Source organism: Streptomyces sp. NBC_01775 (genome assembly GCF_035917675.1).
Lineage (GTDB): Bacteria > Actinomycetota > Actinomycetes > Streptomycetales > Streptomycetaceae > Streptomyces.
The window spans coordinates 1876536-1901171 of the sequence record NZ_CP109104.1; the positions used below are offsets into that span (position 1 = coordinate 1876536).

The 24636-nt window shown below is 71.9% G+C and carries 20 protein-coding genes; 3 read left to right on the forward strand and 17 right to left on the reverse strand.

Translation table 11 applies throughout. The features are described from left to right. Window positions 1–111: 111 nt before the first annotated feature. The 16 genes from OHB04_RS08470 to OHB04_RS08545 form a co-directional block, all read right to left on the reverse strand. Entirely contained in the window at window positions 112–1191 is a 1080-nt protein-coding gene (locus OHB04_RS08470) for a sugar phosphate isomerase/epimerase family protein (RefSeq protein ID WP_326807208.1), read from the reverse strand. After that, window positions 1188–2612 carry a nucleotide pyrophosphatase/phosphodiesterase family protein gene (locus OHB04_RS08475; protein ID WP_326807209.1) on the reverse strand — a complete coding sequence of 475 codons (1425 nt, stop codon included), beginning with the start codon at window positions 2610–2612 and terminating at the stop codon, window positions 1188–1190. Before OHB04_RS08475 ends, OHB04_RS08470 begins: the two co-directional genes overlap by 4 nt. After that, complete coding sequence (eboE, locus tag OHB04_RS08480; protein ID WP_326687041.1) at window positions 2609–3790, reverse strand: metabolite traffic protein EboE; 1182 nt, start codon at window positions 3788–3790, stop codon at window positions 2609–2611. Before eboE ends, OHB04_RS08475 begins: the two co-directional genes overlap by 4 nt. A gap of 10 nt (window positions 3791–3800) precedes the next feature. Continuing rightward, entirely contained in the window at window positions 3801–4661 is an 861-nt protein-coding gene (locus OHB04_RS08485; RefSeq protein ID WP_326687042.1) for a TatD family hydrolase, read from the reverse strand. A 4-nt stretch (window positions 4662–4665) separates the two neighbouring features. Next, entirely contained in the window at window positions 4666–5421 is a 756-nt protein-coding gene (locus OHB04_RS08490) for an EboA domain-containing protein (RefSeq protein ID WP_326807210.1), read from the reverse strand. Next, window positions 5415–6338, reverse strand: coding sequence for a sugar phosphate isomerase/epimerase family protein (locus tag OHB04_RS08495; protein ID WP_326687044.1), 924 nt, complete (start codon window positions 6336–6338; stop codon window positions 5415–5417). Before OHB04_RS08495 ends, OHB04_RS08490 begins: the two co-directional genes overlap by 7 nt. Further along, a complete protein-coding gene (locus OHB04_RS08500) occupies window positions 6335–7435 on the reverse strand; it encodes an SCO3242 family prenyltransferase (RefSeq protein ID WP_442814796.1) in 1101 nt (366 codons plus the stop codon). Before OHB04_RS08500 ends, OHB04_RS08495 begins: the two co-directional genes overlap by 4 nt. After that, window positions 7345–8511, reverse strand: a complete 1167-nt coding sequence (locus OHB04_RS08505) for an inositol-3-phosphate synthase (RefSeq protein WP_326687046.1) — start codon at window positions 8509–8511, stop codon at window positions 7345–7347. The genes OHB04_RS08500 and OHB04_RS08505 overlap by 91 nt, the downstream gene beginning before the upstream one ends. A 190-nt stretch (window positions 8512–8701) precedes the next feature. Further along, window positions 8702–10165: a ThuA domain-containing protein gene (locus OHB04_RS08510; RefSeq protein ID WP_326687047.1), complete on the reverse strand. Its 1464-nt coding sequence runs from the start codon at window positions 10163–10165 to the stop codon at window positions 8702–8704. A gap of 14 nt (window positions 10166–10179) precedes the next feature. Continuing rightward, complete coding sequence (locus OHB04_RS08515) at window positions 10180–12633, reverse strand: PQQ-dependent sugar dehydrogenase (protein WP_442814797.1); 2454 nt, start codon at window positions 12631–12633, stop codon at window positions 10180–10182. 429 nt (window positions 12634–13062) lie between these two features. Continuing rightward, window positions 13063–14061 carry a sugar phosphate isomerase/epimerase family protein gene (locus OHB04_RS08520; protein ID WP_326687048.1) on the reverse strand — a complete coding sequence of 333 codons (999 nt, stop codon included), beginning with the start codon at window positions 14059–14061 and terminating at the stop codon, window positions 13063–13065. Between the two features lie 9 nt (window positions 14062–14070). After that, window positions 14071–15270 carry a Gfo/Idh/MocA family protein gene (locus tag OHB04_RS08525; RefSeq protein ID WP_326807211.1) on the reverse strand — a complete coding sequence of 400 codons (1200 nt, stop codon included), beginning with the start codon at window positions 15268–15270 and terminating at the stop codon, window positions 14071–14073. Window positions 15271–15391: 121 nt separating this feature from the next. Then, complete coding sequence (locus tag OHB04_RS08530; RefSeq protein ID WP_326687050.1) at window positions 15392–16453, reverse strand: substrate-binding domain-containing protein; 1062 nt, start codon at window positions 16451–16453, stop codon at window positions 15392–15394. Continuing rightward, on the reverse strand, window positions 16450–17484 hold the full coding sequence (locus tag OHB04_RS08535) for an ABC transporter permease (protein ID WP_326687051.1): 1035 nt from the start codon (window positions 17482–17484) through the stop codon (window positions 16450–16452). The genes OHB04_RS08530 and OHB04_RS08535 overlap by 4 nt, the downstream gene beginning before the upstream one ends. 145 nt (window positions 17485–17629) lie before the next feature. After that, complete coding sequence (locus OHB04_RS08540; protein WP_326687052.1) at window positions 17630–19114, reverse strand: sugar ABC transporter ATP-binding protein; 1485 nt, start codon at window positions 19112–19114, stop codon at window positions 17630–17632. A gap of 272 nt (window positions 19115–19386) precedes the next feature. Then, window positions 19387–20568 carry an ROK family transcriptional regulator gene (locus OHB04_RS08545; protein ID WP_326687053.1) on the reverse strand — a complete coding sequence of 394 codons (1182 nt, stop codon included), beginning with the start codon at window positions 20566–20568 and terminating at the stop codon, window positions 19387–19389. 239 nt (window positions 20569–20807) lie between these two features. Between OHB04_RS08545 and OHB04_RS08550 the strand changes: the two genes are divergently transcribed. The 3 genes from OHB04_RS08550 (at window position 20808) to fdhD (ending at window position 23334) form a co-directional block, all read left to right on the forward strand. Continuing rightward, window positions 20808–22181 (forward strand): L-lactate MFS transporter, encoded by a 1374-nt coding sequence (locus OHB04_RS08550; RefSeq protein WP_326687054.1) that lies wholly within the window; start codon window positions 20808–20810, stop codon window positions 22179–22181. Beyond that, entirely contained in the window at window positions 22153–22332 is a 180-nt protein-coding gene (locus OHB04_RS08555) for an MFS transporter small subunit (protein WP_326693135.1), read from the forward strand. Before OHB04_RS08550 ends, OHB04_RS08555 begins: the two co-directional genes overlap by 29 nt. A gap of 153 nt (window positions 22333–22485) precedes the next feature. Further along, a complete protein-coding gene (gene fdhD / locus OHB04_RS08560) occupies window positions 22486–23334 on the forward strand; it encodes a formate dehydrogenase accessory sulfurtransferase FdhD (RefSeq protein ID WP_326687055.1) in 849 nt (282 codons plus the stop codon). On the opposite strand, the gene OHB04_RS08565 is transcribed toward fdhD, so the two are convergent. Continuing rightward, window positions 23283–24347: a bile acid:sodium symporter family protein gene (locus OHB04_RS08565; RefSeq protein ID WP_326687056.1), complete on the reverse strand. Its 1065-nt coding sequence runs from the start codon at window positions 24345–24347 to the stop codon at window positions 23283–23285. The two genes, fdhD and OHB04_RS08565, sit on opposite strands and share 52 nt — an antisense overlap. Window positions 24348–24636: the final 289 nt, after the last annotated feature.

Below are 24636 nucleotides of genomic sequence, written 5' to 3' on the forward strand. Positions count from 1 at the left end.
GTGGGGTGAGTGAAGTGCCACCCAGGGTGAGGGGGTGTGTGGTGGCTCGCTACTGACCGTGGCGAGCCACCCACACCCCAGATCGGGCCGGGCCCGATCGGGCCGGGGCGGTCAGCGTTTGCGGCGCAGGTAGGCCGCCGAGCGGCGGGCCGAGGTGAGGGAGCCGGCGGGGTTGGCTTCGGGGTCGACGGCGTCGTCGCGTTCCATCAGCCAGTCGTGGTCGGCGCGGCGCCCGCGTGAGCCGTGGTGGCCGCGCTTGAGGACGGTGCCGATGAACTTCTCGTAGTCGATGTCGCCGTCGCCGACATCGACCATGTGGTAGCCGTCGGCCGACGCCTCGTCGTGTTCGCCGTCCTTGACGTGGAAGAGCGGGTAGCGGTGCGGGGCCGCCAGGACGTAGTCGACGGGGTTGAAGGGGGCGGGGGTGCCGTCGGCGCGGACGCTGAAGCGGTGCTGGCCGGCGAAGGCCCAGTAGATGTCCATCTCCAGGTAGACCAGTTCGGGGTCGGTCTCGGCGAGCAGAACGTCGTAGAGGCGTACGTTCGGCTTGTCCTCGGCGAAGCCGAACTCCATCTGGTGGTTGTGCTGGTAGAACTTCAGGCCGCGCTTGCGGGCGGCGGCACCGTAGGTGTTGAAGTCCTCGGCGGCGCGCTTCCACGCGTCGACGGTGCGGCCGTAGCGGTCGGGGCTGGCGGCGGTGCCCACGTGCGGGAGGCCGAGGGCTGCCGCGTCGTCGACGACCTTGTCCAGCTGGGTGGCGAAGGTGTAGTCGGCGGGGTTGTCGGAGTAGTAGCCGACGTGGCTGCCGATGCCGCGCAGGCCGTGGTCCCGCAGCAGGCGCTTGAGCTGGCGCAGGCTCAGGTCTCCGGTGCCCTGGGTGTAGCCGGCGAACTCGACGGAGTCGTAGCCGTAGCGGTTCAGCTCCTTGAAGACTGCGGCGAAGCCGAGGGCCTGGATCTGGTCGCGAACGGTGTAGAGCTGGATGCCCAGCTTGCCGCGCGGCACGATCGGGTGGCGGCCGTGGCCGCCGGAAGGCGCGGGGCTCGCACCGGTCGCCGCCTGGGCCATGGTGCCGCCGAGCAAGGTGGCGGCGGTGGCGCCGGCCGCGACGCCGAGGAAGCCGCGGCGGCGCAGCGTGCGGTCGAGTTCGGGGTGCTCGGGGGTCTGGGCGCGGGCGGGTCTGCGGGTCATGAGGCGTCTCCCAGTGCGAGGTCGAGAAGCAGTCGCTTCACATCGGTGGCGGGGAACGGTGCGTCGTCCGGGCGGGAGCCCAGCGCGCCGGGGCGCGAGCACAGCAGCACGGGTCCCTCGTCCGGGTGGGCGGGGAGGCGGCCGTGGCTGCCGCGGATCGGTGAGGGGTCGAGGGGGACGACCGCCATGCGGTAGCGCAGGCCTGCCTTCTTGCGGGCCAGTGCCGTGGCGGCGCGCAGCTTGACGTACGGGTCGTTCGGGTCCATGAACAGCTCGACCGGGTCGTAGCCGGGTTTGCGGTGGATCTCCACGAGCTGGGCGAAGTCGGGAGCCCGGCGGTCATCCAGCCAGTAGTAGTACGTGAACCAGGCGTCCGGCTCGGCGAGCGCGACGAGCTCGCCGGAGCGGGGGTGGTCGAGCCCGGCTTCCTTCTTGCCCGTCTCGTCCAGCAGTTCGGCCAGCCCCTCCAGTCCGGCGAGGGCTTCGCGGGTGGCGGGCAGGTCGGCGGGGTCGCGTACGTAGACGTGGGCGAGCTGGTGGTCGGCGACGGCGAAGGCGCGGGAGGTCCACGGGTCGAGGTACTCCATGCCGTCCTGGGTGTGGACGTGGAGCAGCCCGGCGCGGCGCAGGGCGCGGTTGATGTCGACATGGCGGCGTACGCGGGTGATCCCGTACTCGGACAGCACGACCACCGTGCGGCCCTCGGCCCGCGCGTCGGCCAGCAGCGGGGCCAGCGCCGCGTCCACGTCGGCGGCGGCACGGTGGGAGCGGGGGTCGTCGGGGCCGTAGCGCTGGAGGTCGTAGTCGAGGTGGGGGACGTAGCACAGGGCGAGGTCGGGGTGGCGGGTGCGCAGGATGTGGCGGGTGGCGCCGATGATCCACTCGGAGGAGGTGAGATTCGCGCCCGGTCCCCAGAAGGTGAACAGGGGGAAGGTGCCCAGCTTCTCGGTGAGTTCGTCGTGGAGGTCGGGCGGGCGGGTGTAGCAGTCGGGTTCCTTGCGGCCGTCGGCGTAGTAGACGGGGCGGGGGGTGACCGTCCAGTCGGTGTCGGCGCCCATCGCGTACCACCAGCAGATGTTCGCCACGGTGTAGCCCGGCTGCCGGGCGCGGGCCGCGTCCCACAGCTTCTCGCCGCCGACCAGGGCGTTGTGCTGGCGCCACAGCAGGACGTCGCCCAGCTCGCGGAAGTACCAGCCGTTGGCGACGATGCCGTGTTCCGAGGGGAGTTCGCCGGTGAGGAAGGTGGATTGCGCGGCGCAGGTGACGGCGGGCAGTACGGTGCGCAGCGGCGCGTAGGAGCCGCTCTCGGACAGGGCGCGCAGCTCGGGCATGTGGGTCAGGAGCGCGGGGGTCAGCCCGACGACGTCGATGACCAGCAGGGGCCGGCCCTCGGGGGCACTGTCGCGGCCGGGTTCACTCACGGCAGCTCCTTGAGGCCGAGGTCGGTGAGCAGGTCGCGGGCCGTGGACAGTTCGGCCGCCAGGCCGTCGGCGAGCTGGGCTCGGGTGGTGGGGCGCAGCGCGGTGGGCAGGGCCTGCCAGGTGTAGGTCTCCACCTCCAGGTGCCGGGTCAGCGGCGTCGCTCCCCCGACCAGATGGCCGAGGGTCTCCCGCAGCACCGGGGTGGTGGCGCTCAGCGGTGGGGAGAGGGGGGCGTGCAGCGGGACGTGGAAGTGGGAGCGCCAGGGGCCGTCGGTGGGCAGCGCGCCGGGTACGAGCGCGCGGTCGAGGTCGTCGGTGGCGCGCAGCCCGCCGCCGGGGACGGCGGTCCTGGTCTGGTGCAGGAAGCGCGGCTCCGCGAACTCGGCGAGCGCCTCGCGTACGTCGTCGCGCTCGGGGTGCTCGGCGTGGAGCGCCGCGGACAGCTGGGACTTGACGACGGACAGGCCCGCGTCGGCGAGCGCCGCCATGGCCTTGGCCGGGTCCTCGAAGGAGGTGGCCAGGTGGCAGGTGTCCACGCACACCCCGATGCGGTGCGCCGGCGGGCCGTCGTCGCCGGTGAGGGCCTCGATGGCGTCGGCCGTGGTCTCCACGGTGCAGCCGGGCTCGGGCTCCAGGCCGACGCGGATGCTGCGCCCGGTCAGCTCCTGGAGGGCGTCCAGGCGCTGGGCGAGGGTGTGCAGCCGGGTCAGGGCCCGGTGCCTGGCCTCGGCGTCGAATCCGGTGCGCCAGGCCAGCGGCAGCGTGGAGATGCTGCCCTCGGTCACGTCGTCGGGCAGCAGGGCCGCCAGCAGCCTGGCGAGGTCGGTGGTGTGGTTCAGGCGCGCGTCGTCGGTCCAGTCGGGGCGGTAGACGCGGTATTTGACGTGCTCGTCGCCGAAGCCCTGGTACGGGAAGCCGTTGAGGGTGACGACTTCGAGGCCCGCGCGCTCCAGGCCGGACCGCAGCCGGCGGATCGCGGCCGGGTCGTCGGTGAGGGTGCGCGCTGCGTCGCGGGCCAGCCACAGGCCGATGCCGAGCCGGTCGCGGTGCAGCCTGCGGCGTACGGGCTCGGCGTACTCGGTGAGCTGGCGCAGTACGCCGTCGAGCTGTTCGGCCGCGTGCACGTTGGTGCAGTAGGCGAGGTGGACGATGGAGCCGTCCGGGTGCCGGAATCGCATGGGGCGCTCCTCACTCCCCGCCGCGCAGAATGGAGTTGCCCTCGAACAGGCCGCCGGAGGGGGAGGCGGCGTCGAGGGAGAGCCGGCCGCTCTGGCCGTAGAAGGCGACCGGGTTGCGCCACAGGACCTGGTCGACCTCGTCCTCGTCGAAGCCGGCGGCGAGCATGGCGTCGGCGACGTGGCGGGTCTTGAGCGGGTCGCTGTGGCCCCAGTCGGCCGCCGAGTTGACCAGCACCCGCTCGGTGCCGTGCACGCGCAGAATGCGGATCATGCGGTCGGGGTCCATCTTGGTGTCGGGGTAGATGGAGAAGCCCAGCCAGCAGCCGCTGTCGGCGGCTGCGCCCAGCGTCGTCTCGTTGAGGTGGTCGAGGACGACGCGCTCGGGCGGCAGCCCGGACTCGCGCAGGACGTCGAGGGTGCGGGCGAGCCCGGCGGCCTTGTCGCGGTGCGGGGTGTGCACGAGGGCGGGCAGCTCGTGCTCGCGGGCGAGCTGGAGCTGCGCGGCGAGTGCGACGTCCTCGGCCGGTGTCATCGAGTCGTAGCCGATCTCGCCGACGGCCACGACACCGTCCTTGAGCAGATAGCGCGGCAGCGCGTCCAGGACGGGCGTGCAGCGCGGGTCGTTGGCCTCTTTCGGGTTGAGCGCGAGGGTGCAGTGGTGGGCGATGCCGTACTGCGCGGCCCGGTAGGGCTCCCAGCCCAGGAGGGAGTCGAAGTAGTCGCAGAAGGAGGCGGGCGAGGTGCGGGGCTGGCCGAGCCAGAAGGAGGGCTCGACCAGCGCGCGTACCCCCGCCTCGTACATCGCGGCGTAGTCGTCGGTGGTGCGCGAGGTCATATGGATGTGGGGGTCGAAGATGCGACTGCTCGTCATGGGGTCACAGCTCCTCGGGCGGGCGGGGGTACTCGGGGGTCGCGGGGGCGCTCCGGTCCGGGTCGCGTTCCTGGGGGGTGCCCTCGGCGGGGGCGAAGCGGGCCAGGCGCAGCGCGTGGTCGAGATCGTCGGGGACGGGGCGGCCGGCGGCGGAGCGCTCCCGGGCGTAGTCCTGGAGCATGCGGGCGAGTTCGGAGTCGGCGGCTGCGCGGTGCTCCAGACCGGCGACGACCCGCAACGGCACGCCCGTGAACAGGCACTTGAGGACGCCCTGACGCCACTGGGGCGCGGGCAGGTGCGCCGCCGCCCAGGGCCCGAGGGCCGCGGCGATCAGCCGGGTGTCGTTGGTACGCAGCGCGTCCTCGACCAGCGCGAGGGTGGGCGCGGTGTCCGGCGGCGGGTCGAGGTGCGGCAGGGCCAGCAGAACGGCCCGCCGCTCGTCGGCCGTGCCCTGTGTGTAGAGGCGGGCGAGGGTGTCGGGCTCCGGCCCGGCGGCGTGCAGGAGCAGCACGCGGGCCGCGTCGACGGGCTCGGGCGCCGAGCCGCCGTCGCCCTCAGTCACCCCGCCGCGCGGTGCCGCGCCGCTGCGGCACTGTCGCCCGGCCGTCACGAAGTGCCGCTCCCACGCGGGCATGGCGGGCCCTTCGGCGTGCCGGGAGGCGTCGGCGGCCTCGGTGAGCGCGAGATGCAGCCACGCGCGGGCATCGGCTCCGAGCCGCAGCTCCAGCCCGGTACGCAAGGAGGCGAGCGGAGTCAGCACGAGGCGGCCACCCCCTTCGTGGCGCCGACGGGGGACGTGCCGACGGCGGGCGCGGCGGCGGTCGAGGCGGCGGTCAGGTAGGCGAGCGACTCGGTGGCGCGGGCGGGGCCCGCATGGGAGTCCCGGGGAAGTTCCACGCTGACCAGGCCGGTGTAGGACACGTCCCGCAGCGCCTGGAGAACGGGGGGAAAGTCGATCTCGCCGGTGCCGAAGGGCAGATGCTCGTGGGTGCCCCGGCGCATGTCCTCGATCTGGACGTGGCGCAGCCAGGGGGCCGCCTCCCGGACGCAGGCGGCGGGGGGTGAGGGCTCCAGGCACTGGCAGTGGCCGATGTCGAGGGTCAGGCCCAGCGGTTCGGGGCTGCCCAGCGCGGTACGCAGCCGGTGGAAGCCGGCGAGGTCTTCCAGCAGGTGGCCGGGCTCGGGCTCGATCGCCAGAGGAACGCCCGCCGCCCGCGCGGGGTCGAGGAGCGAGCCGATGCCCTCGGCCAGGCGGTCCCAGCCCTCCTCGGGTGCGGTGCCGGGCGGGAGCGGGCCGCTGAAGCAGTGGACGGCGTGCGCGCCGAGGTCGGCGGCCACGCGTACGGCCTTGAGCAGCAGGCCCGTCCGCGCCGCGCGGGCCTCGGCATCGGGGTCGAGCAGGGTGGGGTGGTGTTTACGGCGCGGGTCGAGGACGTAGCGCGCGCCGGTCTCGACGGCGGCCTCCAGGCCGTACCGCCGCAGTGCGCGCCCCACCTGTGCGGTGCGCGCCGCCAGATCGGGGGCCAGGGGGTCGAGGTGCATGTGGTCGAGGGTCAGCGCGACGCCGGAGTAGCCGAGGTCGGCGAGGAGGGCCAGCGCGTCCTCAAGGCGCAGGTCGGTCAGGCCGTTGGTGCCGTACGCGAAGCGCAGCGCGGGGGCTGGGGGTGCCGGGCTCATGTGGGGCTGACCTTCCTGGACAGGCGGCGGGCGAGCGGGATCAGCGCGAGCAGGGCCAGCGCGTACGCGGTGCCGCCGCCGTCTCCCGGCGGGTGACCGGACGGCGCGGCGCCGGGTGTCCCGCCACCTGGTGCGGCCTTCGTGCGGGGCTCCGTGGCGGCCCGTGCGGCGAGCGCCGCCTGGAGGGGGATCATCGCGCGGATGCCGCCGCCCACCGCGCGCTGGAGCAGCGGCGGCGAGGGGTTGAGCGCGGCGTGCGCGAGGGGCCGGACGGCGGTGCCCACGTACGCGGCGGTGGCGGCGAGCGTCATCGGTGTGCTCCGCCGTCGTTGACTGCTCACACCCGCCGCGATCGCCGCGACGGCGCCCAGCGCCGCGAGCGGAACGGCGGGCGCGCCGCCCTGCGCCTCCCGCCGCGAGACGGCGGTGACGGCGAGGGTGTGCGCTCCCATGAACGCCGCCGTGCTCAGCGCCCGTGCGGGCGAGGCGTTCCCGGGCCCGTTCCTGGGGCCGTTGCCGTTGCCGTTGCCGGGGGCGGTGGCGGTGCCGGTACGGGGCGGGCTCGCCGTGGTGGCGCCCAGCAGGACGTCGAGGGCGCGGGCCGTGGCCATGGCGGCGGGGCCCGCCGGGGTGTGTTTGAGGCGGAGGTCGTACGCCCAGACGGTGGCCGCGAGGGCGCTCGCGGTGGCCAGGGGAAGCCGTCCGGCGCGGGCGGCGAGGGCGAGTCCGGCGGCGGTCAGGCCGGTGGCCGCGGCGAGCGCCGCGGCGGGGCGCACGCGCCCGGAGGGCAGGGGCCGCTCGGGGCGCTCGACGGCGTCCTCCGCCCGGTCGGCCCAGTCGTTGAGGGCCATGCCCGCCTCGTACAGGCACAGCGAGGACCCGGCGGCCAGCGCCGTGCCACGGCCGGGGACGCGCCCGGCCGCGACGGCGCCGGCCACCGCGTCACCGGGCACCGTGAACAGCGCGGATACGCGCAGCAGTTGGGCCCACGCGGCGACGCGCCCCCTCACCGGGCCTCCCCGGCGCGGACGGCACCGGCCGCCTCCTGCCCGCCGTCGGGCGTGAGGCGCTGGGCGAGGCCGAGCAGCTCGCGCCACTGGCCCGGCAGGTCGCCGGGGCCGTTGTCGGGGTCCTTGAAGTAGAAGCCGAGGCCCTCCACGGGACCGGTGAGGCCCGCCTCGTCGGCGCGGGCCAGCAGCCGGGCCAGGTCGAGGACGAGGGGCGCGGCGAGCGCCGAGTCGCAGCCTTGCCAGATGGTCTGGAGGACCATGCGGGAGCCGAGGAAGCCGTCGAAGGCGATGTGGTCCCAGGCGGTCTTCCACTCCCCCATCGCCGGGACGTCGTCGATGTGCACCTCGCCCTCGGGCAGGTGGCCGAGGTTGTCGGCGAGCACGCGTTCCTTGCCCGCGTTCTTGGCGGCTGCCGCCGCCGGGTCGGCGAGCGCGGCACCGTCCCCGCCGCCCAGCAGGTTGCTGCCGGACCAGGCGCGCACCGCGAGCGAGCGCTGCGCGAACATCGGTGCGAGCACGGAGCGCAGGAGCGTCTGGCCCGTCTTGCCGTCCCGCCCGGCGAAGGGCACCCGCGCCGTGCGGGCGGCCTCCGCCAGGCGGGGGTGGTGCAGGCCGGTGGAGGGCGTGAAGTTGACGTACGCGCACCCGGCGCGCAGCGCGGCGGCGGCATAACGGGAGCTGGGCGGCAGGGGCGCGTCGTGGGGCGGGTGGGGTTCGGTGCTGGCGACGTTGATGACGACGGTGCGCGCCAGCTCGTTCTCGCGGGTGAACGCGGTCAGGTCGGCGGCGTAGGTGTCTATCAGCTCCTCCTCGCCGCGCGGGTCGGTGGCGGTGGCGCCGGGGCGTATCGCCGCGTCGGCGGCGGCGAGTTCGGCGTGCAGCGCGGAGGGCAGTCCGTAGGGCAGGACCCCCGCCTCGGCGAGGATCTCGGCACGCTTGGGCAGGGGGCAGGAGACGGTGTCGTGGCCGCCGAAGACCAGGGTGTCGAGCGGGGGGAGGGAGCAGGGGGCGAAGGGGGCGGTTTCGGTGACCATGCCGGTGGGTGGGTGCAGGCCGGCGGCGAGGGCCGCCGCGCCGGTGAGGGCCGTTGTGGCGACGGAGCCACGGGCTCCTACGAGCCATACGCCGGTTCGCGCCCTGGGGATCTGGTGAGCGTCGGTCACGTCATCCTCCCTGTTCTCGTACGTGCGCCCGGGGCCCGCCGGCGAGCGGGCCCCGGTCCCATCCCTTCCCGTTTCTCACCGGGACCCCCTGTTTCTGTCCGGGGGTCCTGTGAGATCTCCGAAGGCCGTGCGCGACCGCGGGGACGGTGGAGGGAGTCGGCGTCTCCCTCCACCGCCGCATAGGGGGCGGCTATTTCCTGGCTGCCGGGGCGTCCGCGGAGAGCTGTTTGACGCGGACGTCGCGGAACGCGACCTCGTCTCCGTCGCCGTGGTTCTGGAGACCGAGGTAGCCGTCGGTGAGGCTGCGGGCCGGGTCGGTGTTGGTGTAGTCGTTGATGAGCTTGCCGTTGAGGTAGATCCGCAGCCGCTCGCCCTCCACGCGCAGCTCGTAGGTGTTCCACCGTCCCGGCGGGTTGAGCGCCGCGTCCCGTGCCGCCAGGTCGGCGGACTGGAAGCCGTAGACGGAGCCGGTGGTCTTCTCGTCGACGTCGGTGGCGTCGATCTGCACCTCGTAGCCGTTGTTCACGGCCGAGTTGGGGTCGTCGGAGGCGGGGAAGCCGACGAAGACACCGGAGTTGTCGTCGCCTCCGGCGCTCGCCATCTTCCAGTCGAGCTTCAGCGAGTAGGAGCCGAACTGCCGCTTCCCGTACCACAGCAGGCCCATGCCGCCCCGGGTGGTGAGGGTGCCGTCCGCGCTCTCCTCGAAGGAGCCGGGTCCCGCCTGCTGCCAGCCGTCGAGCCCGTTGCCGTCGTAGAGCGGCGTGTAGCCGGTCTCGGGGCGGCAGTCGGCCTGTACGGCGCCGGTGGCGTACTGGATGCCGCCCAGCAGGTGCTTACGGAAGGCGTCGTCGGTGTAGGACTCCTTGGTGTGGCCGGCGCCGGTGTAGAAGGCGCGGCCTCCCTCGTAGTTCTGGCACCAGGCCAGCGGGTGGTCCTCGCCCATGTTCCCGCCGGTGTAGGAGCCCTCGTCGAGACCGGCCAGGACGCGGGCCTTCTCGCGCGGGTTGGTGCGGTAGTTGTACCACTCGTCCGTGCGCTCCCAGGCGGCGCCGAGGTGGGCGGTCGCCGGGTGCGCGTGGTCCTCGACCTTCACGGTGGCGGGCTGGATCGCCGGGTGGGAGTCGAAGTAGGCCCCGGCGAGGCCGCCGTACCACGGCCAGTCGTACTCGGTGTCCGCGGCGGCGTGCACGCCCACATAGCCGCCGCCGTCGCCGATGTAGCCCTCGAAGGCCTTCTGCTGGGTCTCGTTGAGGACGTCGCCCGTGGTGGAGAGGAAGACGACGGCGTCGTAGGCGGCCAGCTTCTTGGGGGTGAAGGCGGCGGCGTCCTCCGTCGCCTTGACGGTGAAGCCGTTCTCCGCGCCGAGCTGCCGGATGGCGGCGATGCCGTCGGGGATGGAGTCGTGGCGGAAGCCGGCCGTCTTGGAGAAGACGAGGACTTTCGCCTTGGCATCCGGTGCGCCGGTTTCCCTCCCGGCATCCGGTGCGCCGCCCGCCCGGCCCGCGTCCGCCTGGCCGCCGCCGGGCTGGGCCGCCTGGCTGGGCAGCGCCATGGCGCCGACCATCAGCGCCGCGGCGGCGAGGGCAAGACGTGCGCGATGCCGTACGCGGTGTCCGGGCACGCCTGTTGGGGTGGTCCCTCTTGGGGTGGTCATGCGCTCGCCTCCCTTCATCCGGTGGTGACGGAGAAGCTGTCGAAGTCGAAGAGCGCTCCGCTGCCTCCGGTGAAGACCAGATAGAGCTTGTCCGCTCCCTCGGGCCCTCCGGTCAGATCGGCGCTCACATCGCTCCAGCCGCTGCCCGCCGTGACCTTCGCGGTGCCCAGGACCGGCCCGTCGGGAGCGTTGGCGCGGACCTCGATGGCGCCCTCGGCCTTGCCGCTGACCCGTGCGCTCAGCTTGGTGAGACCTGCCGACGCGTACGGGTCGAAGGAGATCCACTGCCCGTTCTTCGCTCCGGTGACGGCCTTGCCGCCCTCGGCGCCCTCCAGCTCGCCCTTGGTCACGCCGTCCGAGGAGGTGTCGAAGTGCTCGGCCTGGCGGTGCTTGGGCTGAAGGACGCTCTGGCCGTGGCTGGTCAGCGGGGGCTGACCGTTGGCGCCGCCGTCGGTGTACTTGGCGTCGAAGACCCCGAAGATGTTGGCGTTGGGGTCGTGTTCCCCGTCGGCCTGGGTCTTGATGGTGCCCTCGCAGCCCTTGGCGGAGGTCATGGGGTGACCGTGGCTGTCGTGGCCGAGGATGTAGGTCACCTCGACCTTGGAGCAGTCGATCTTCGGGTCCTCGGGGTCGGTGACCTCGACCTTGAAGGGGATCTCGTCGCCGAAGCCGAAGGGCTGCCCGTTGGCGGGAAGTTTCAGCTCGACCTTGGGCGCGGTGTTGCCGACGGTGACGTGCACGCTGGCACTTCCGATACGGCCCGAGGGGTCGGTCGCGGTCACGGTCGCGGTGTAGGTGCCGTTGGCCTCATAGGTGTGGGTGGGCTCGGCGTCCGTCGAGGTCTTGCCGTCGCCGAAGTCCCACTCCAGCTTGAGGTCGCCGCCGTCCTCGTCCTTCGCGGAGGAGGAGAAGGCGACCTTGAGCGGAGAGTGGCCGCTGGTGGTGTCGGCCTTCGCCTCGACGACGGGGGTGTGGCCCTCGGCGGCGTTCTCGATGCGGTAGAGCGCGGAGTTCTCGTCGCCGTTGAAGTATCCGGTGCCGTAGTCGAGGACGTAGAGGGCGCCGTCGGGGCCGAAGTCCATGTCCATGACCTGGGTGCCGGCCCACGGAAAGTCGTTGATCTTGGAGACGGTGCCGTCCTTCTTCTGCTCGATGCGCTTGATCCACTTACGGCCGAACTCCCCGGCGAAGAAGTTCCCGTCGTACTCCTTGGGGAACTTCACGACCGAGTCCAGCTTCTTGTCGTAGTTGTAGACCGGGCCGCCCATCGGGGATTCGGAGCCGTCGCCGAACTCGGGCACGGAGGAGCCGTCGTAGGGGATCCAGGCGGCTTGCGCGGCGGGCAGCTTTGCCAGGCCGGTGTTGTGCCGCGAGGTGTTCTCGGGCGCGGCGCAGTCGAACGCCTCGCCGGACTTGCCGGTGGCGAAATCGTAGTCCTTATAGGCGTCGTTCTTGCCGGTGCAGTACGGCCAGCCGTAGTTGCCCGCCTTGGTGACGCGGTTGAACTCCACCTGCCCGGCCGGGCCCCGGTTGGGGTCGGCGGCGCCCGCGTCGGGGCCGTAGTCGCCGAGGTAGACCGTGTCGGTCTTCTTGTCGACGGTCATCCGGAAGGGGTTGCGGAAGCCCATGGCGTAGATCTCGGGCCGCGTCTTCTTGGTGCCCGGCTTGAAGAGATTGCCCTTGGGGACCGTGTACGAGCCGTCCTTCTTGACCTTGATACGGAGCAGCTTGCCGCGCAGGTCGTTGCTGTTGCCCGCCGAACGCCGGGCGTCGAAGGCCGGGTTGCGGTCGGCGCGCTCGTCGATGGGCGTGAAGCCGTCGGACTGGAACGGGTTGGAGTCGTCGCCGGTCGACAGCAGCAGGTTGCCCTTGGAGTCGAAGGCGATGTCACCGCCGACGTGACAGCAGGTGCCGCGGTTGGCCGGGACGTCGAGCAGCTTCTTCTCGCTCGCCTTGTCGAGGGTGCCGTCCTTCTTCAAGGCGAAGCGGGAGAGGCGGTTGACGCCGTCGAACTTCTTGAAGTCCTCGGCGGTGCCGGTGTCGGGCGCGTCGCCGTCGGGGGTGGTCAGCTTGGGCGCGTAGTAGAGGTAGACGAACCGGTTCTTGGTGAAGCCCGGGTCGACGCCGACGCCCTGGAGGCCCTCCTCGTCGTGCTTGTACACATCGAGAGTGCCGGCGACCTTGGTGGTGCCCTTGGCGTCGGTCAGCCGCAAGGTGCCCTCGCGCGCCGTGTGCAGGACGGAGCGGTCGGGCAGGACCGCCATCGTCATCGGCTCGCCCGTCTCCTCGACGCCCTTGGCGAGGGTGACCTGCTGGAAGTCGGCCGCCTCGGCCGGCTTCGCCGGCTTGGTGCTCTGGGCGTCGGCTGGGCCCGCCGCTTGGGCGCCCAGCGCGGTCGCGGCGCTGATGAGGAGGGTGGCGGAGAGGGCGGTGAGGCGGGTGCGGAGTGTGCGGGTATTTCTGTGCACGCGTTTCCTCCTGGAAGGTAACGGTGGTTGACGGAATGAGAGTTGGGTGCCGTCGTGTGCCGTGCGCTTCGCAGGCGCGCGCCGCCGCGCCGCTGAGAGGGGCTGCGCCCCTCGTGTGTCCGAGGTGGTGCGAGCGGGCTCATGTCCCGTACATCTCAAGGACCGTAGCTTTGTTTGTCCGGGCCGGAAACCCCTTTGACACGGGAACGTATTGATTTTGTCCTCGGGGAGGACAAAGCTGCCTTGCCCCGGCCCCGCCCCTTCCCGTTTCTCTGGGGGCTCCTCCCCCAGCCTCCGGCCGGGGGACCCCCACCCAAACCCCCGCTCCTCAATCGCCGGAGAGGCTATAAATAGCCCCCTGGGGGTACCTCCCGGCCGGAGGCTGGGGGAGATTGAGGAGTCTCGGGAAGGGGCGGGACAGGGGCCAGATCAATTGCCGAACGCGGCGTCAAAAGACGCCGTGGGAGGCTCGTAGTCGAACGCCTTCAGGCGCTGAAGCGCCTCCGGCGCCCCCGCGAGGCGGTCCATGCCCGCGTCCTCCCATTCCACCGACACCGGCCCCTCATAGCCGATGGCCCGCAGCATGCGGAAGACGTCCTCCCACTCGACGTCCCCGTGCCCGGCGGAGACGAAGTCCCAGCCGCGGCGCGGGTCTCCCCAGGGAAGGTGGGACCCCAGGCGGCCGTTGCGGCCGTCCAGCCGCTTCCGCGCCTCCTTGCAGTCGACGTGGTAGATCCGCTCGCGGTAGTCGTAGAGGAAGCCCGTGGGATCGAGGTCCTGCCACACGAAATGGCTGGGGTCGAAGTTGAGCCCGAACGCGGGGCGGTGGCCCACCGCCTCCAGCGCGCGCTGTGTCGTCCAGTAGTCGTACGCGATCTCGCTGGGATGCACCTCGTGCGCGAACCGCACGCCCTCCGCGTCGAAGACGTCGAGGATCGGGTTCCAGCGCTCGGCGAAGTCCTCGTAGCCGCGGTCGACCATCGCGGGCGGGGTGGGCGGGAACATCGCGACCAGGTGCCAGATCGAGGAGCCGGTGAAGCCGACGACGGTGCGCACGCCGAGCGCGGCGGCGGCCCGCGCGGTGTCCTTCATCTCGGCGGCGGCCCGCTGCCGGACGCCCTCGGGGTCGCCGTCGCCCCACACGCGGGGCGCGACGATGGCCCGGTGGCGCTCGTCGATGGGGTGGTCGCAGACGGCCTGGCCGTTGAGGTGGTTGGAGATGGCCCAGCACTCCAGGCCGTACTTCTCCAGCAGCTGCCGCCTGCCGTCCACATAGCCGGGTTCGTTCAGCGCCCTGTCGACCTCGAAGTGGTCGCCCCAGCAGGCGAGTTCGAGGCCGTCGTAGCCGAAGTCGCGGGCGAGGCGGCAGACCTCCTCCAGCGGCAGATCGGCCCACTGGCCGGTGAACAGGGTGAACTTACGTGCCACGGTGACCTCCTAGGCGGTTGCCGGGTGCGGGTGCTCGACCGGCATGTAGACGCAGTTCTTGCCGGCGCTCTCCTCCACGGCGGCCAGCACCCGCTGCACCTGGAGGCCGTCCTCGAAGGAGGGCGTGGGCTGCGTACCCGCCGCGATGGCGTGGACCAGGTCGCGGGCCTGGTGGGTGAAGGTGTGCTCGTAGCCGAGGCCGTGCCCCGGCGGCCACCACGCCTCCAGGTAGGGGTGGTCCTGCTCGGTGACGAGGATGCGGCGGAAGCCGGACTCGGCGGCGGCCTGGGTCTCGTCGTGGAACTCCAGCTCGTTGAGGCGTTCCAGGTCGAAGAAGAGGGAGCCCAGGGTGCCGTTCAGCTCGACGCGCAGCGCGTTCTTGCGTCCGGCGGCGACGCGGGTGACCTCGAAGGAGGCGAGCGCGCCGGAGTCGAGGCGGCCGGTGAACACGGCGGCGTCGTCCACGGTGACCGGACCCTTCTCCCCGTCCGGGGCACCCTCCCGCAGCGGGCGCTCGCGCACGAAGGTCTCCGTCTGCGCGGAGACACCCGCCAGGTGTGAGCCCGCCAGATGCTGGGCCAGGTCGATGGCGTGGGCACCCAGGTCGCCGAGGGCGCCGGAGCCGGCCAGTTCCTTGCGCAGCCGCCAGGTGAGGGGGAAGGCGGGGTCGACCAGCCAGTCCTGGAGGTAGCTGACGCGCACGTGCCGCACGTCGCCCAGCCTGCCCTCCTCGATCATGCGGCGGGCGAGCGCGAGCGCGGGTGTGCGGCGGTAGTTGAAGCCGACCATGGCCACCTGGCCGCGTGCGCGGGCCTCGTGTGCGGCCTGGGCCATGGCCTCGGCCTCGGCGACGGTGTTGGCGAGGGGTTTCTCGCACAGCACGTGCTTGCCGGCCTCCAGCGCCGCGATGGCGATCTCGGCGTGGCTGTCGCCTGGGGTGCAGATGTCGACGAGCTGGACGTCCTGGCGGTCGATCAGCGCGCGCCAGTCGGTCTCGGCCGCCGCCCAGCCCAGGCGCCCGGCGGCCGTGCGGACGGCGCCGGGGTCACGTCCGCACACGGCGGCCATGACGGGGCTCAGCGGCAGGTCGAAGACCCGGCCCACGGTGCGCCAGCCCTGGGAGTGCGCCTGGCCCATGAAGGCGTAGCCGACCATGCCCACGCCCAGTGGTGGCGCGTCGGGAGCGGGCGCGGCGTTGTCGTACGACATTGAGGTCCTCCCTCTCGGGGATTCCGAACGGTGTCAGCGGTGGGGAGCAGGGCACGGCGCGCGGCCCCACCGTCCGGGCACTGCCGGGCGGTGGGTGGTCGCGGCGCGGCCGTGGTGCCTGTCAGGTGAAGCCGATCGGGAGGTACTCGTCCACGTTCTCCTTGGTCACGACGGCGGAGTAGAGCGTGACCTGGGCCGGGATCTCGAACTCGGCCATTCCGGAGATGCCCTTGCCCTGACCGAGCGCGCGGGCCAGGTCGATGGCGGAGGCGGCCATGGTGGGCGGGTAGAGGACGGTGGCCTTGATGACGCTGTCGTCGTCCTTGATGGCCTGCATGACGCGCTTGGACCCGGCGCCGCCGACCATGAGGAACTCATCCCTGTTGGCCTGCTTGATGGCGCGTTCGGCGCCCACGCCCTGGTCGTCGTCGTGGTTCCACAGCGCGTCGAAGCTCTTTTGCGCCTGGAGGAGTTCGGACATCTTCTTCTGTCCGGACTCGACGGTGAACTCGGCGGCCTGGCGGGCGACCTTCTCGATGTTGGGGTAGTTCTTGAGCGCGTCGTCGAATCCCTTGGTGCGCTCGCGGGTGAGTTCGAGGTTGTCGATGCCGGCCAGCTCGACGACCTTGGCCTTCTTCTTGCCCTTGAGCTTCTCGCCGATGTAATGCCCGGCGTTGAGGCCCATGCCGTAGTTGTCGCCGCCGACCCAGCAGCGGTACGCCTGCTGGGAGGAGAAGATCCGGTCGAGGTTGACCACGGGTATCCCGGCGCGCATCGCCTTGAGCCCGGCCTGGGTGAGGGCCTTGCCGTCGGCGGGCAGGACGACGAGGACGTCGACCTTCTTGTTGATCAGCGTCTCGACCTGGCCGACCTGGGTGGCGTTGTCGTTGGAGCCCTCGGTGGACTCCAGGGTGACGTCCTTGTACTTCTTGGCGCGGTTCTTGGCCTGCTCGCTGATGGCGTTGAGCCAGCCGTGGTCGGCCTGCGGGCCCGCCCAGCCGATGGTGACCTTCTTGCCGGGCTTGGAGTCGGCGACCCCGGCCTCGGCGGCCTCGTCCGGGCCGTCGTCGTTGTTGTCGTTGCTGGTGCAGCCGGCGGCCAGGAGCGCGGCGCCGGCCGCCGCCGTGCCGAAGAGCATGCTGCGTCTGCTGGATACGTGTGGCACCCGTGGGCTGTCTGTCATGAGGAGGATCGACCCTTCTGGACCAGTACGGCCGCGACGATGATCGCGCCCTTGGCGATCTGCTGGACGTCTGTCTGGAGGTTGTTGAGGGCGAACAGATTGGTGATCGTGGTGAAGACCAGGACGCCGAGGACGGAGCCGAGGATGGTGCCGCGACCGCCGCTGAGGAGGGTGCCGCCGATGATCGCGGCGGCGATGGCGTCCAGTTCGTAGAGGTTGCCGTTGGTGTTCTGGCCCGAGCCGGTGAGGATGATCAGCATGAAAGCGGCGATGCCGCAGCACAGGCCGGACAGCAGGTAGAGGAGCAGCCGCTGGCGCTTGACGGCGATGCCCGCGAGCCGGGACGCCTCGGGGTTGCCGCCGACGGCCACGGTGCGGCGTCCGAAGGTGGTGCGGTTGAGCAGCAGCCAGCCGACGACGCAGACGACGGCGAAGACCAGCACGATCGGCGGGATGCCCAGCACGTAGGAGTCGGCGACGCCGAGGTCCAAAACGGAGTCGACGTCGACGACCTGGGTCTTGCCGTCGCTGATCTGGAGCGCGAGGCCGCGCGCCGAGGCGAGCATGGCGAGGGTGGCGATGAAGGGCACCATCGGCCCGTAGGCGACCAGCAGCCCGTTGACGAGACCGCAGCCGACGCCGACGAGCACGCTGCACACCAGCATGCCGCCCAGCCCGTAGTCCTGGGTTGCCACGGTGGTGGCCCATACGGAGGCGAGCGCGACGATGGCGCCCACCGACAGGTCGATGCCGCCGCCGATGATGACGAAGGTGACGCCGACGGTGACGACGCCGATGACGGATGCCTGGGTGAGGATCAGCCGCAGGTTCTCCGTGTCCAGGAACTCGTCGGGTTTGGTGAGGGCGCCGACGACGACCAGTGCGATCAGGACACCGATGAGGGAGAGATGGCGTACGTCCAGCGGGGTGCCGCCCAGGCCGCGGCGGCGTGCGGGCTTCGCGGGCGGCTCGGATGCGGTGTCGGGCCCGGGCGCTGCGTCGTGCACCGCCTGCCCCTTGGTGGAGTTCACGTCGTGTCACCTCTGGAGACGGAGGAGAGGGCCGGCTGCGTCAGCTCGGCCGGCGTCATGTGAGCCGGCGTCATGTGAGCCGGCGTCATGTGGGGCGGCGTCATGTGGGGCGGCGTCATGTGGGGCGGCGTCATGTGGGGCGGCGTCATGTGGGGCTTCCTTCCATGACGAGGTCGAGCACCCGGTGCTCGTCCAGGTCGCGGGCGGCGGCGCGGTGCACCACGCGGCCCTCGCGCAGCACGAGGACCCGGTCCGCGAGCCCGAGGACCTCGGGCAGTTCGCTGGAGACCAGCAGCACGCACACGCCCGAGTCGGCAAGGCGGCGGATGACGGCGTACAGCTCGGCGCGCGCCCCGACGTCCACACCCCGGGTCGGCTCGTCCAGCAGCAGGACGCGGCAGTCGCGCAGCAGCCAGCGGGCCAGCACGGCCTTTTGCTGGTTGCCGCCCGACAGCGTGCGCACGGGGCGGTCGGGGTCGTCGGGGTGGAGCGCGAGGTCGCGGGTGTGCAGCCGGGCCGCGGCGCGCTCGCGCGTACGGTCGAGCCAGCCGCCGCGTGAGAAGCGGGGCAGCGAGGAGACGGACACGTTGCGGGTGACGGACTCCAGCATGAGCAGCGCCTGGGACTTGCGCTCCTCGGGTGCCAGGCCGATGCCGGCGCGTACGGCGGAGACGATGTTGCCGGGGCGCAGCGGCTTGCCGTCCACCAGCACCCGGCCCGCGGTGGGGCGGCGGGCGCCGTAGAGGGTCTCCAGGATCTCCGAACGCCCGGAGCCGACGAGCCCGGCGAGGCCGACGATCTCGCCGGGCCGCAGCTCCAGGTCCAGCGGCTCGAACTCGCCCTCGCGCGCGAGCCCTTCGGCGCGCAGCACCGGTTCACCGGCGGGGCGCTCGCGGGGTCCGTCGGGGAAGGCGTGCTGCACCTCGCGGCCGGTCATCCTGGCGACGAGTTCGCTGGTGGGGGTGGTGCGGGCCGGCAGGTCGCGGGCGGCGACGCGGCCGTCCTTGAGGACGGAGACGCGGTCGCCGATGCGGCGTATCTCCTCCAGCCGGTGCGAGATGTAGACGACGGCGACGCCGTCGGCGGTGAGGCTCTGGACGATGCGGAAGAGGTTGTCGACCTCGTCCGGGTCGAGCGCGGCGGAGGGCTCGTCCATGATGATCAGGCGCACGTCGTGGGAGAGCGCGCGGGCCATGGACACGATCTGCGCGCCCGCGGCGGACAGTGAGCCGACCAGCGCCGCCGGGTCGATCTCGGGGTGGCCGAGCCGGGCGAGCAGTTCGGCCGTCTTCGCGCGGGTCTCGCGGGGGCGGATGACCCCGCGGGTGGCGACCTCGTGGCCGAGGAAGACGTTCTCGGCGACGGACACGTGCTCCACCAGGTCGAGTTCCTGGTAGATGGTGGCGATGCCCAGCCGCATGGCGGAGACGGGGGTGGCCAGCTTGACGGGCTTGCCCTGCCAGGTGATCTCCCCCTCGTCGGGCTGGTGGGCTCCGGCGAGGACCTTGATGAGGGTGGACTTGCCGGCCCCGTTCTGGCCAAGCAGGCAGTGCACCTCTCCGTCGTCCACGTCGAGATCGACGCCGTCGAGCGCGCGGACACCGGGGAATGATTTGGTTATTCCGGACATCGTCAACAAGGGCATGCGCGGATAGACCTCCGTCCAGGGCCGTACATGGTCGTCGTGGGTGCGGGCGGCCGTCCCAGCCGCACACCCGCCTTCCGCGGGCAGTTCGGCACCGTCGGGACGGCTGGTTCCGGTTTCTCACCGTCGCGGCGGACACGTCGCGGCGGACGGGGCAGGCGGTGCGCTGTTCCTCGTGTGCGAGCTGTGCTCTGTCGCTGAAGGAGCTGAAGGAGCTGACCGGGGGTGCTGTTGTCGTGTTGGCGGGCCGCAGGCCCCTACGCGGGTGAGAACAGGTGGTCGCTGGTGAGGCGGGCGGCGCCGGTCACCCCTGCGACCTGGCCCAACTCGCCCAGGACGATGGGAAGGTTGCCGGTCGCCAGCGGGAGCGACTGGCGGTAGACCTGGGTGCGGATGCTGGCGAGCAGTGTGTGGCCGAGCCCGGTGACACCGCCGCCGATGACCACGAGTCCGGGGTTGAAGAAGCTGACGAGGCCCGCGATGACCTGGCCCACGCGGGCCCCGCCGTCGCGGATGAGGTCGAGCGAGGTGCCGTCCCCGGCGGAGGCCGCGGTGGCGACGTCGGCCGCGGAGAGCCGCCCGCCGGACTCCAGCAGCCGGGCCAGCTCCGCCGAACGGCCCTCGCGGGCGGCCTCCTCGGCGTCCCGCGCGAGCGCGGCACCTCCGAAGTAGGCCTCCAGACAGCCCCGGTTGCCGCAGGCGCACTGCCGGCCCTCGGGCTCCACCTGGATGTGTCCGATGTCGCCCGCGCTGCCGGTGGTGCCCCGGTGCACCTCGCCGCCGACGACGACACCGCAGCCGATGCCGGTGCCTATCTTGACGCAGAAGAAGTCCCGCACGGAGCGGGCGACTCCGGCCTGCATCTCGCCGGTGGCCATCAGGTTCACATCGTTGTCGACCATCACCGGGCAGCCCAGCTCCTGGCTGAGTGCCTCCCGTACCGGGAAGCCGTCCCAGCCGGGCATGATGGGCGGGGCGACCGGGATGCCCTCGGGGAAGCGGACGGGGCCCGGGACGCCGATGCCCGCGCCGTCGAAGCCCTCCGCGACCCCGGTGTCCCGGAGCTTGGCGACCATCGCCAGCACCTGGTCGAAGACGGCGACCGGCCCCTCGCGTACGTCCATGGGCTGGTTGAGATGGCCCAGGATCTCCAACTCGGGGTTGGTCACCGCGACGTCGATCGAGGTGGCGCCTATGTCGACGCCGAGGAAGCGGAGTTGGGGCGCGAGGCGGATGTTGTGCGAGCGGCGCCCGCCGCGCGAGGCGGCGAGCCCGTCGGCGACGACCAGCCCCGTCTCCAGCAGCCGGTCGACCTCGACGGCGAGCTTGGAGCGGGACAGGTCGACCCGGTCGCCGAGTTCGGCGCGTGACCGGGGGCCGCCGTCACGCAGCAGGCGGAGCAGTCGCGCCTGGTGCGCGTTCGCGGGCCGTGCAGTCATGCGCCTCACCGCTACCCCTCCAGCCGCTACGTCGGCAGTGCTGTGTCGATCCCGGGATTTCACGGGGAACGTAGCAGCAGCCTCCGGGGTTGGGAAGAAGTTATGCACAAACCCGATCTACTTTTTCCTGGGAGAGGACAAAGGAACGGCACAAGCGTGGAGTCGGGACGGCACAAGCGTGGCGTCGAGGTGGTCCGCCCTCTGTCCAAAAGCTGTCGATCTTCGTAGGGTGCCGGGGCATGACGCACCCCCGAGCTGGGTTCCTCGACCGCTCACGCACCCTGGCCCCACCGGGCTGGAGCCGCTGGCTGGTGCCGCCCGCCGCACTGTCGGTGCATCTGTCGATCGGGCAGGCGTACGCGTGGAGCGTGTTCAAACCGCCGCTGGAGTCCTCGCTGGACCTGTCGGGCACGGCCAGCGCGCTGCCCTTCCAGCTCGGCATCGTGATGCTGGGCCTGTCGGCGGCCTTCGGCGGCACCCTCGTGGAGAAGCGGGGCCCGCGCTGGGCGATGGCGGTGGCGCTGGTCTGCTTCTCCTCCGGCTTCCTGCTGGCCGCGCTGGGAGCGGCGAGCAGGCAGTACTGGCTGGTGGTGCTCGGGTACGGCTTCGTCGGCGGTATCGGGCTGGGCATCGGCTACATCTCCCCCGTCTCCACCCTCATCAAGTGGTTCCCCGACCGGCCCGGCATGGCGACCGGCATCGCCATCATGGGCTTCGGCGGCGGCGCGCTGATCGCCTCGCCCTGGTCGGCCTCCATGCTGGACACCTTCGGCTCCGACAGCGGTGGCATCGCGACGGCGTTCCTCGTCCACGGGCTGGTCTACGCCGTGTTCATGGCGCTGGGCGTGCTGCTGGTACGGGTGCCGCCCGAGGGCTGGCGCCCCGCCGGCTGGGAGCCCGCCGCCACCGGCCGCGCGCTGGTGACCAGCGCTCAGGTCTCGGCCCGCAGCGCGGTGCGCACCCCGCAGTTCTGGTGCCTGTGGGTGGTGCTGTGCATGAACGTGACGGCGGGCATCGGCATCCTGGAGAAGGCGGCGCCGATGATCACCGACTTCTTCTCCGGCACCTCGACGCCCGTCAGTGCCTCGGCCGCCGCCGGGTTCGTGGCGCTGCTGTCGCTGGCGAACATGGGAGGCCGCATCCTGTGGTCCTCCACCTCCGACCTGATCGGCCGCAAGAACATGTACCGGGTCTACCTCGGTGTGGGCGCGCTGATGTACCTGGCGATCGCGCAGCTGGGGGACTCCTCCAAGCCGCTGTTCATCGTCTGCGCCCTGGTCATCCTCTCCTTCTACGGCGGCGGCTTCGCCACGGTCCCCGCCTATCTGAAGGACCTGTTCGGCACCTACCAGGTCGGCGCGATCCACGGCCGGCTGCTGACCGCCTGGTCGACAGCCGGCGTGCTCGGCCCGTTCATCGTCAACAAGGTGGCCGACTCCCAGGAGGAGGCGGGGCGTTCGGGCCCCGGCCTGTACGGCGTGTCGCTGTCCATCATGATCGGGCTGCTGGTGGTGGGCTTCGTCGCCAACGAGCTCGTACGCCCTGTACACCCCAGGCACCACGAACCGGAGGAGGAGGTGGCCGGTGACACCGAGCAACGGCGTACCGCCTGACAGCACGCCGCCCGCCGGCCCGCCCACCGCGAGCGCGGCCCCGCCGTCCCGCACTCCCCTGGCGGTGCTGGCCTGGCTCTGGGTCGGACTGCCGCTCGTCTACGGTCTGTATGAGCTGATCAGCAAGGCCACACAGCTCTTCACCGACTGAGGCGCTTCGGTCTTCCCCGGCTGAGGCGCTCCCGGTCTTCCCCGGCTGACGCGCTTCCGGCCTGCCGCGCGACAATGGCACGGGACACGGCAACGCCAGGGAAGACGGCGATGCCGGGGAAGACGCGGCACGACACCCCGGGGGTGAAAGGACATGGGAAGGGTCACCGAGCGGCGCCCCGTCATCCGGATCCGGGACGGCGCCGTCAGCGAACGCCCCGACACCCTCGTCGCCGAAGAGCCGCTGGAGATCCGGCTCAACGGCAAACCCCTCGCCGTCACCATGCGCACCCCCGGCGACGATTTCGCCCTCGCCACGGGGTTCCTGGCGAGCGAAGGCGTCCTCGGCACACCTGAAGAGCTGGCGGGCATCCGCTACTGCGCCGGTGCCACCGACGAGGGCTCCAACACCTACAACATCGTCGACGTACGCCTCGCCCCCGGCGTGCCCGTCCCCGACATCACCCTCGAACGCAACGTCTACACCACCTCCTCCTGCGGCCTGTGCGGCAAGGCCAGCCTCGACGCGGTACGGACCACCGCCCGCTGGCCCCTGGAGGCCCACCACCCGCAGGGCGTCACCCCCACCGTGCTGACCGCGCTCCCCGACCGGCTTCGCGCGGCCCAACGCGTCTTCGACCGCACCGGCGGACTCCACGCGGCGGGCCTCTTCTCCCCCGAGGGGGAACTGCTGGACCTGCGCGAGGACGTCGGCCGCCACAACGCGGTCGACAAGCTGGTCGGGCGTGCCCTCCAGCAGGGGCGCCTCCCGCTGCGGGACGCCGTGCTGATGGTCTCGGGCCGCGCCTCCTTCGAACTGGCGCAGAAAGCCGTGATGGCCGGCATCCCGATACTCAGCGCCGTGTCCGCACCCTCCTCACTCGCCGTCGACCTGGCGGCGGAGACCGGGCTGACGCTGATCGGATTCCTGCGCGGCACCTCCATGAACATCTACGCGGGCGCTGACCGGCTGGCTCTTGAGGTGCCGGCGGGCAGCGGCTGAGGATCCGCCCGGCTCCCGGGCTCCCCGCGCTCCCATCGCTCCCCTCGCTCCCCGGGCTCCGGCTCCGTGTGCGACCAGCGCCGGGCCAGATACGCGCACACCATCAGCTGCATCTGGTGGAAGAGCATCAGCGGCAGGACGGCCAGGCTGGCGTGGGCGCCGAACAGGACGCTCGCCATGGGCAGCCCGGCGGCCAGCGACTTCTTGGACCCGGCGAAGCTGATGGCGATCCGGTCGGCCCGTACGAAGCCGAGCCTGCGCGAGCCGTACCAGGTGAGGGTGAGCATCACCGTGAGCAACACGGCCTCGACACCGAGCAGCGCCAGCAGCCTGACGGGGGTGACCTTGCCCCAGATGCCCTCGGTCATCCCCTGACTGAAGGCGGTGTAGATGACGAGCAGGACGGAGGAGCGGTCGACGTACCCGAGAATCCGCTTGTGCCGGGCGAGGATCCCGGCCAGCCAGCGGCGCATGAGCTGTCCTGCGATGAAGGGCGCCAGCAGCTGGCTGCCGATCTCGATCAGCCCGGAGGCCGAGAGCGCCGCGTGCCCGCCGATCAGCCAGGCGGCCAGCAGGGGTGTGGCGATGATGCCGAAGAGGCTGGAGTAGGTGCCCGCGCAGATGGCGGCGGGCACGTTGCCCCGTGCGATCGAGGTGAAGGCGATCGAGGACTGGATGGTGGAGGGGACGAGGCACAAGAAGAGCAGCCCGCCTTGGAGCTGCGGGGTCAGGACGTAGGGCACCAGTGCCTGGGAGGCGAGGCCCAGCAGCGGGAAGAGCGCGAAGGTGCACAGCAGCACGGCGAGGTGCAGCCGCCAGTGACGCAGCCCGTCCACGGCTTCGCGGGTGGACAGACGGGCCCCGTACAGGAAGAAGATGAGCCCCACCGCGATCTTGGTGGCCCAGCTGAAGCCCTCGGCGGCGCCTCCCGAGGCGGGCAGCACCGCGGCGATCAGCACCGTGCCGAGCAGCAGCAGTATGTAGGGGTCGAGCAGTCGGGCCAGTCGGCGCATGGTGTCCCTCGTACGGTGCGCGCGCCACTGCCGGTCGCTGCGCGCGGCGGTTCGGTGCAGCCGGCGTCCACCCCCCGGCTACCACGCTGCGGAATTGCGTTTCCGACCATTCCTCTTCGGTCGGCCTCCGCGCAAGCGGCGGCGTCACACCGCGAAGGTTCCGTGCAGAAACCCGACGGGCCCCGCGACGACTTCGCGGGCATCCGCGTGGACCACGTGCGAACTGTCCTCAATTGACCGACTGCCTGCCCGACTGACCTGCGCTGACCGCCTCCCGATCACGCGTGGC

Bases quoted from the DNA above. Each gene is read 5' to 3' on its own strand.
- OHB04_RS08545 (WP_326687053.1), bottom strand. From the start codon at position 20,568: ATGACTGCACGGCCCGCGAACGCGCACCAGGCGCGACTGCTCCGCCTG.
- fdhD (WP_326687055.1), top strand. From the start codon at position 22,486: ATGGGAAGGGTCACCGAGCGGCGCCCCGTCATCCGGATCCGGGACGGC.
- OHB04_RS08550 (WP_326687054.1), top strand. From the start codon at position 20,808: ATGACGCACCCCCGAGCTGGGTTCCTCGACCGCTCACGCACCCTGGCC.
- OHB04_RS08565 (WP_326687056.1), bottom strand. From the start codon at position 24,347: ATGCGCCGACTGGCCCGACTGCTCGACCCCTACATACTGCTGCTGCTC.
- OHB04_RS08510 (WP_326687047.1), bottom strand. From the start codon at position 10,165: ATGACCACCCCAAGAGGGACCACCCCAACAGGCGTGCCCGGACACCGC.
- OHB04_RS08530 (WP_326687050.1), bottom strand. From the start codon at position 16,453: ATGACAGACAGCCCACGGGTGCCACACGTATCCAGCAGACGCAGCATG.
- OHB04_RS08540 (WP_326687052.1), bottom strand. From the start codon at position 19,114: ATGTCCGGAATAACCAAATCATTCCCCGGTGTCCGCGCGCTCGACGGC.
- OHB04_RS08485 (WP_326687042.1), bottom strand. From the start codon at position 4,661: ATGACGAGCAGTCGCATCTTCGACCCCCACATCCATATGACCTCGCGC.
- OHB04_RS08470 (WP_326807208.1), bottom strand. From the start codon at position 1,191: ATGACCCGCAGACCCGCCCGCGCCCAGACCCCCGAGCACCCCGAACTC.
- OHB04_RS08525 (WP_326807211.1), bottom strand. From the start codon at position 15,270: ATGTCGTACGACAACGCCGCGCCCGCTCCCGACGCGCCACCACTGGGC.
- eboE (WP_326687041.1), bottom strand. From the start codon at position 3,790: ATGCGATTCCGGCACCCGGACGGCTCCATCGTCCACCTCGCCTACTGC.
- OHB04_RS08495 (WP_326687044.1), bottom strand. From the start codon at position 6,338: ATGAGCCCGGCACCCCCAGCCCCCGCGCTGCGCTTCGCGTACGGCACC.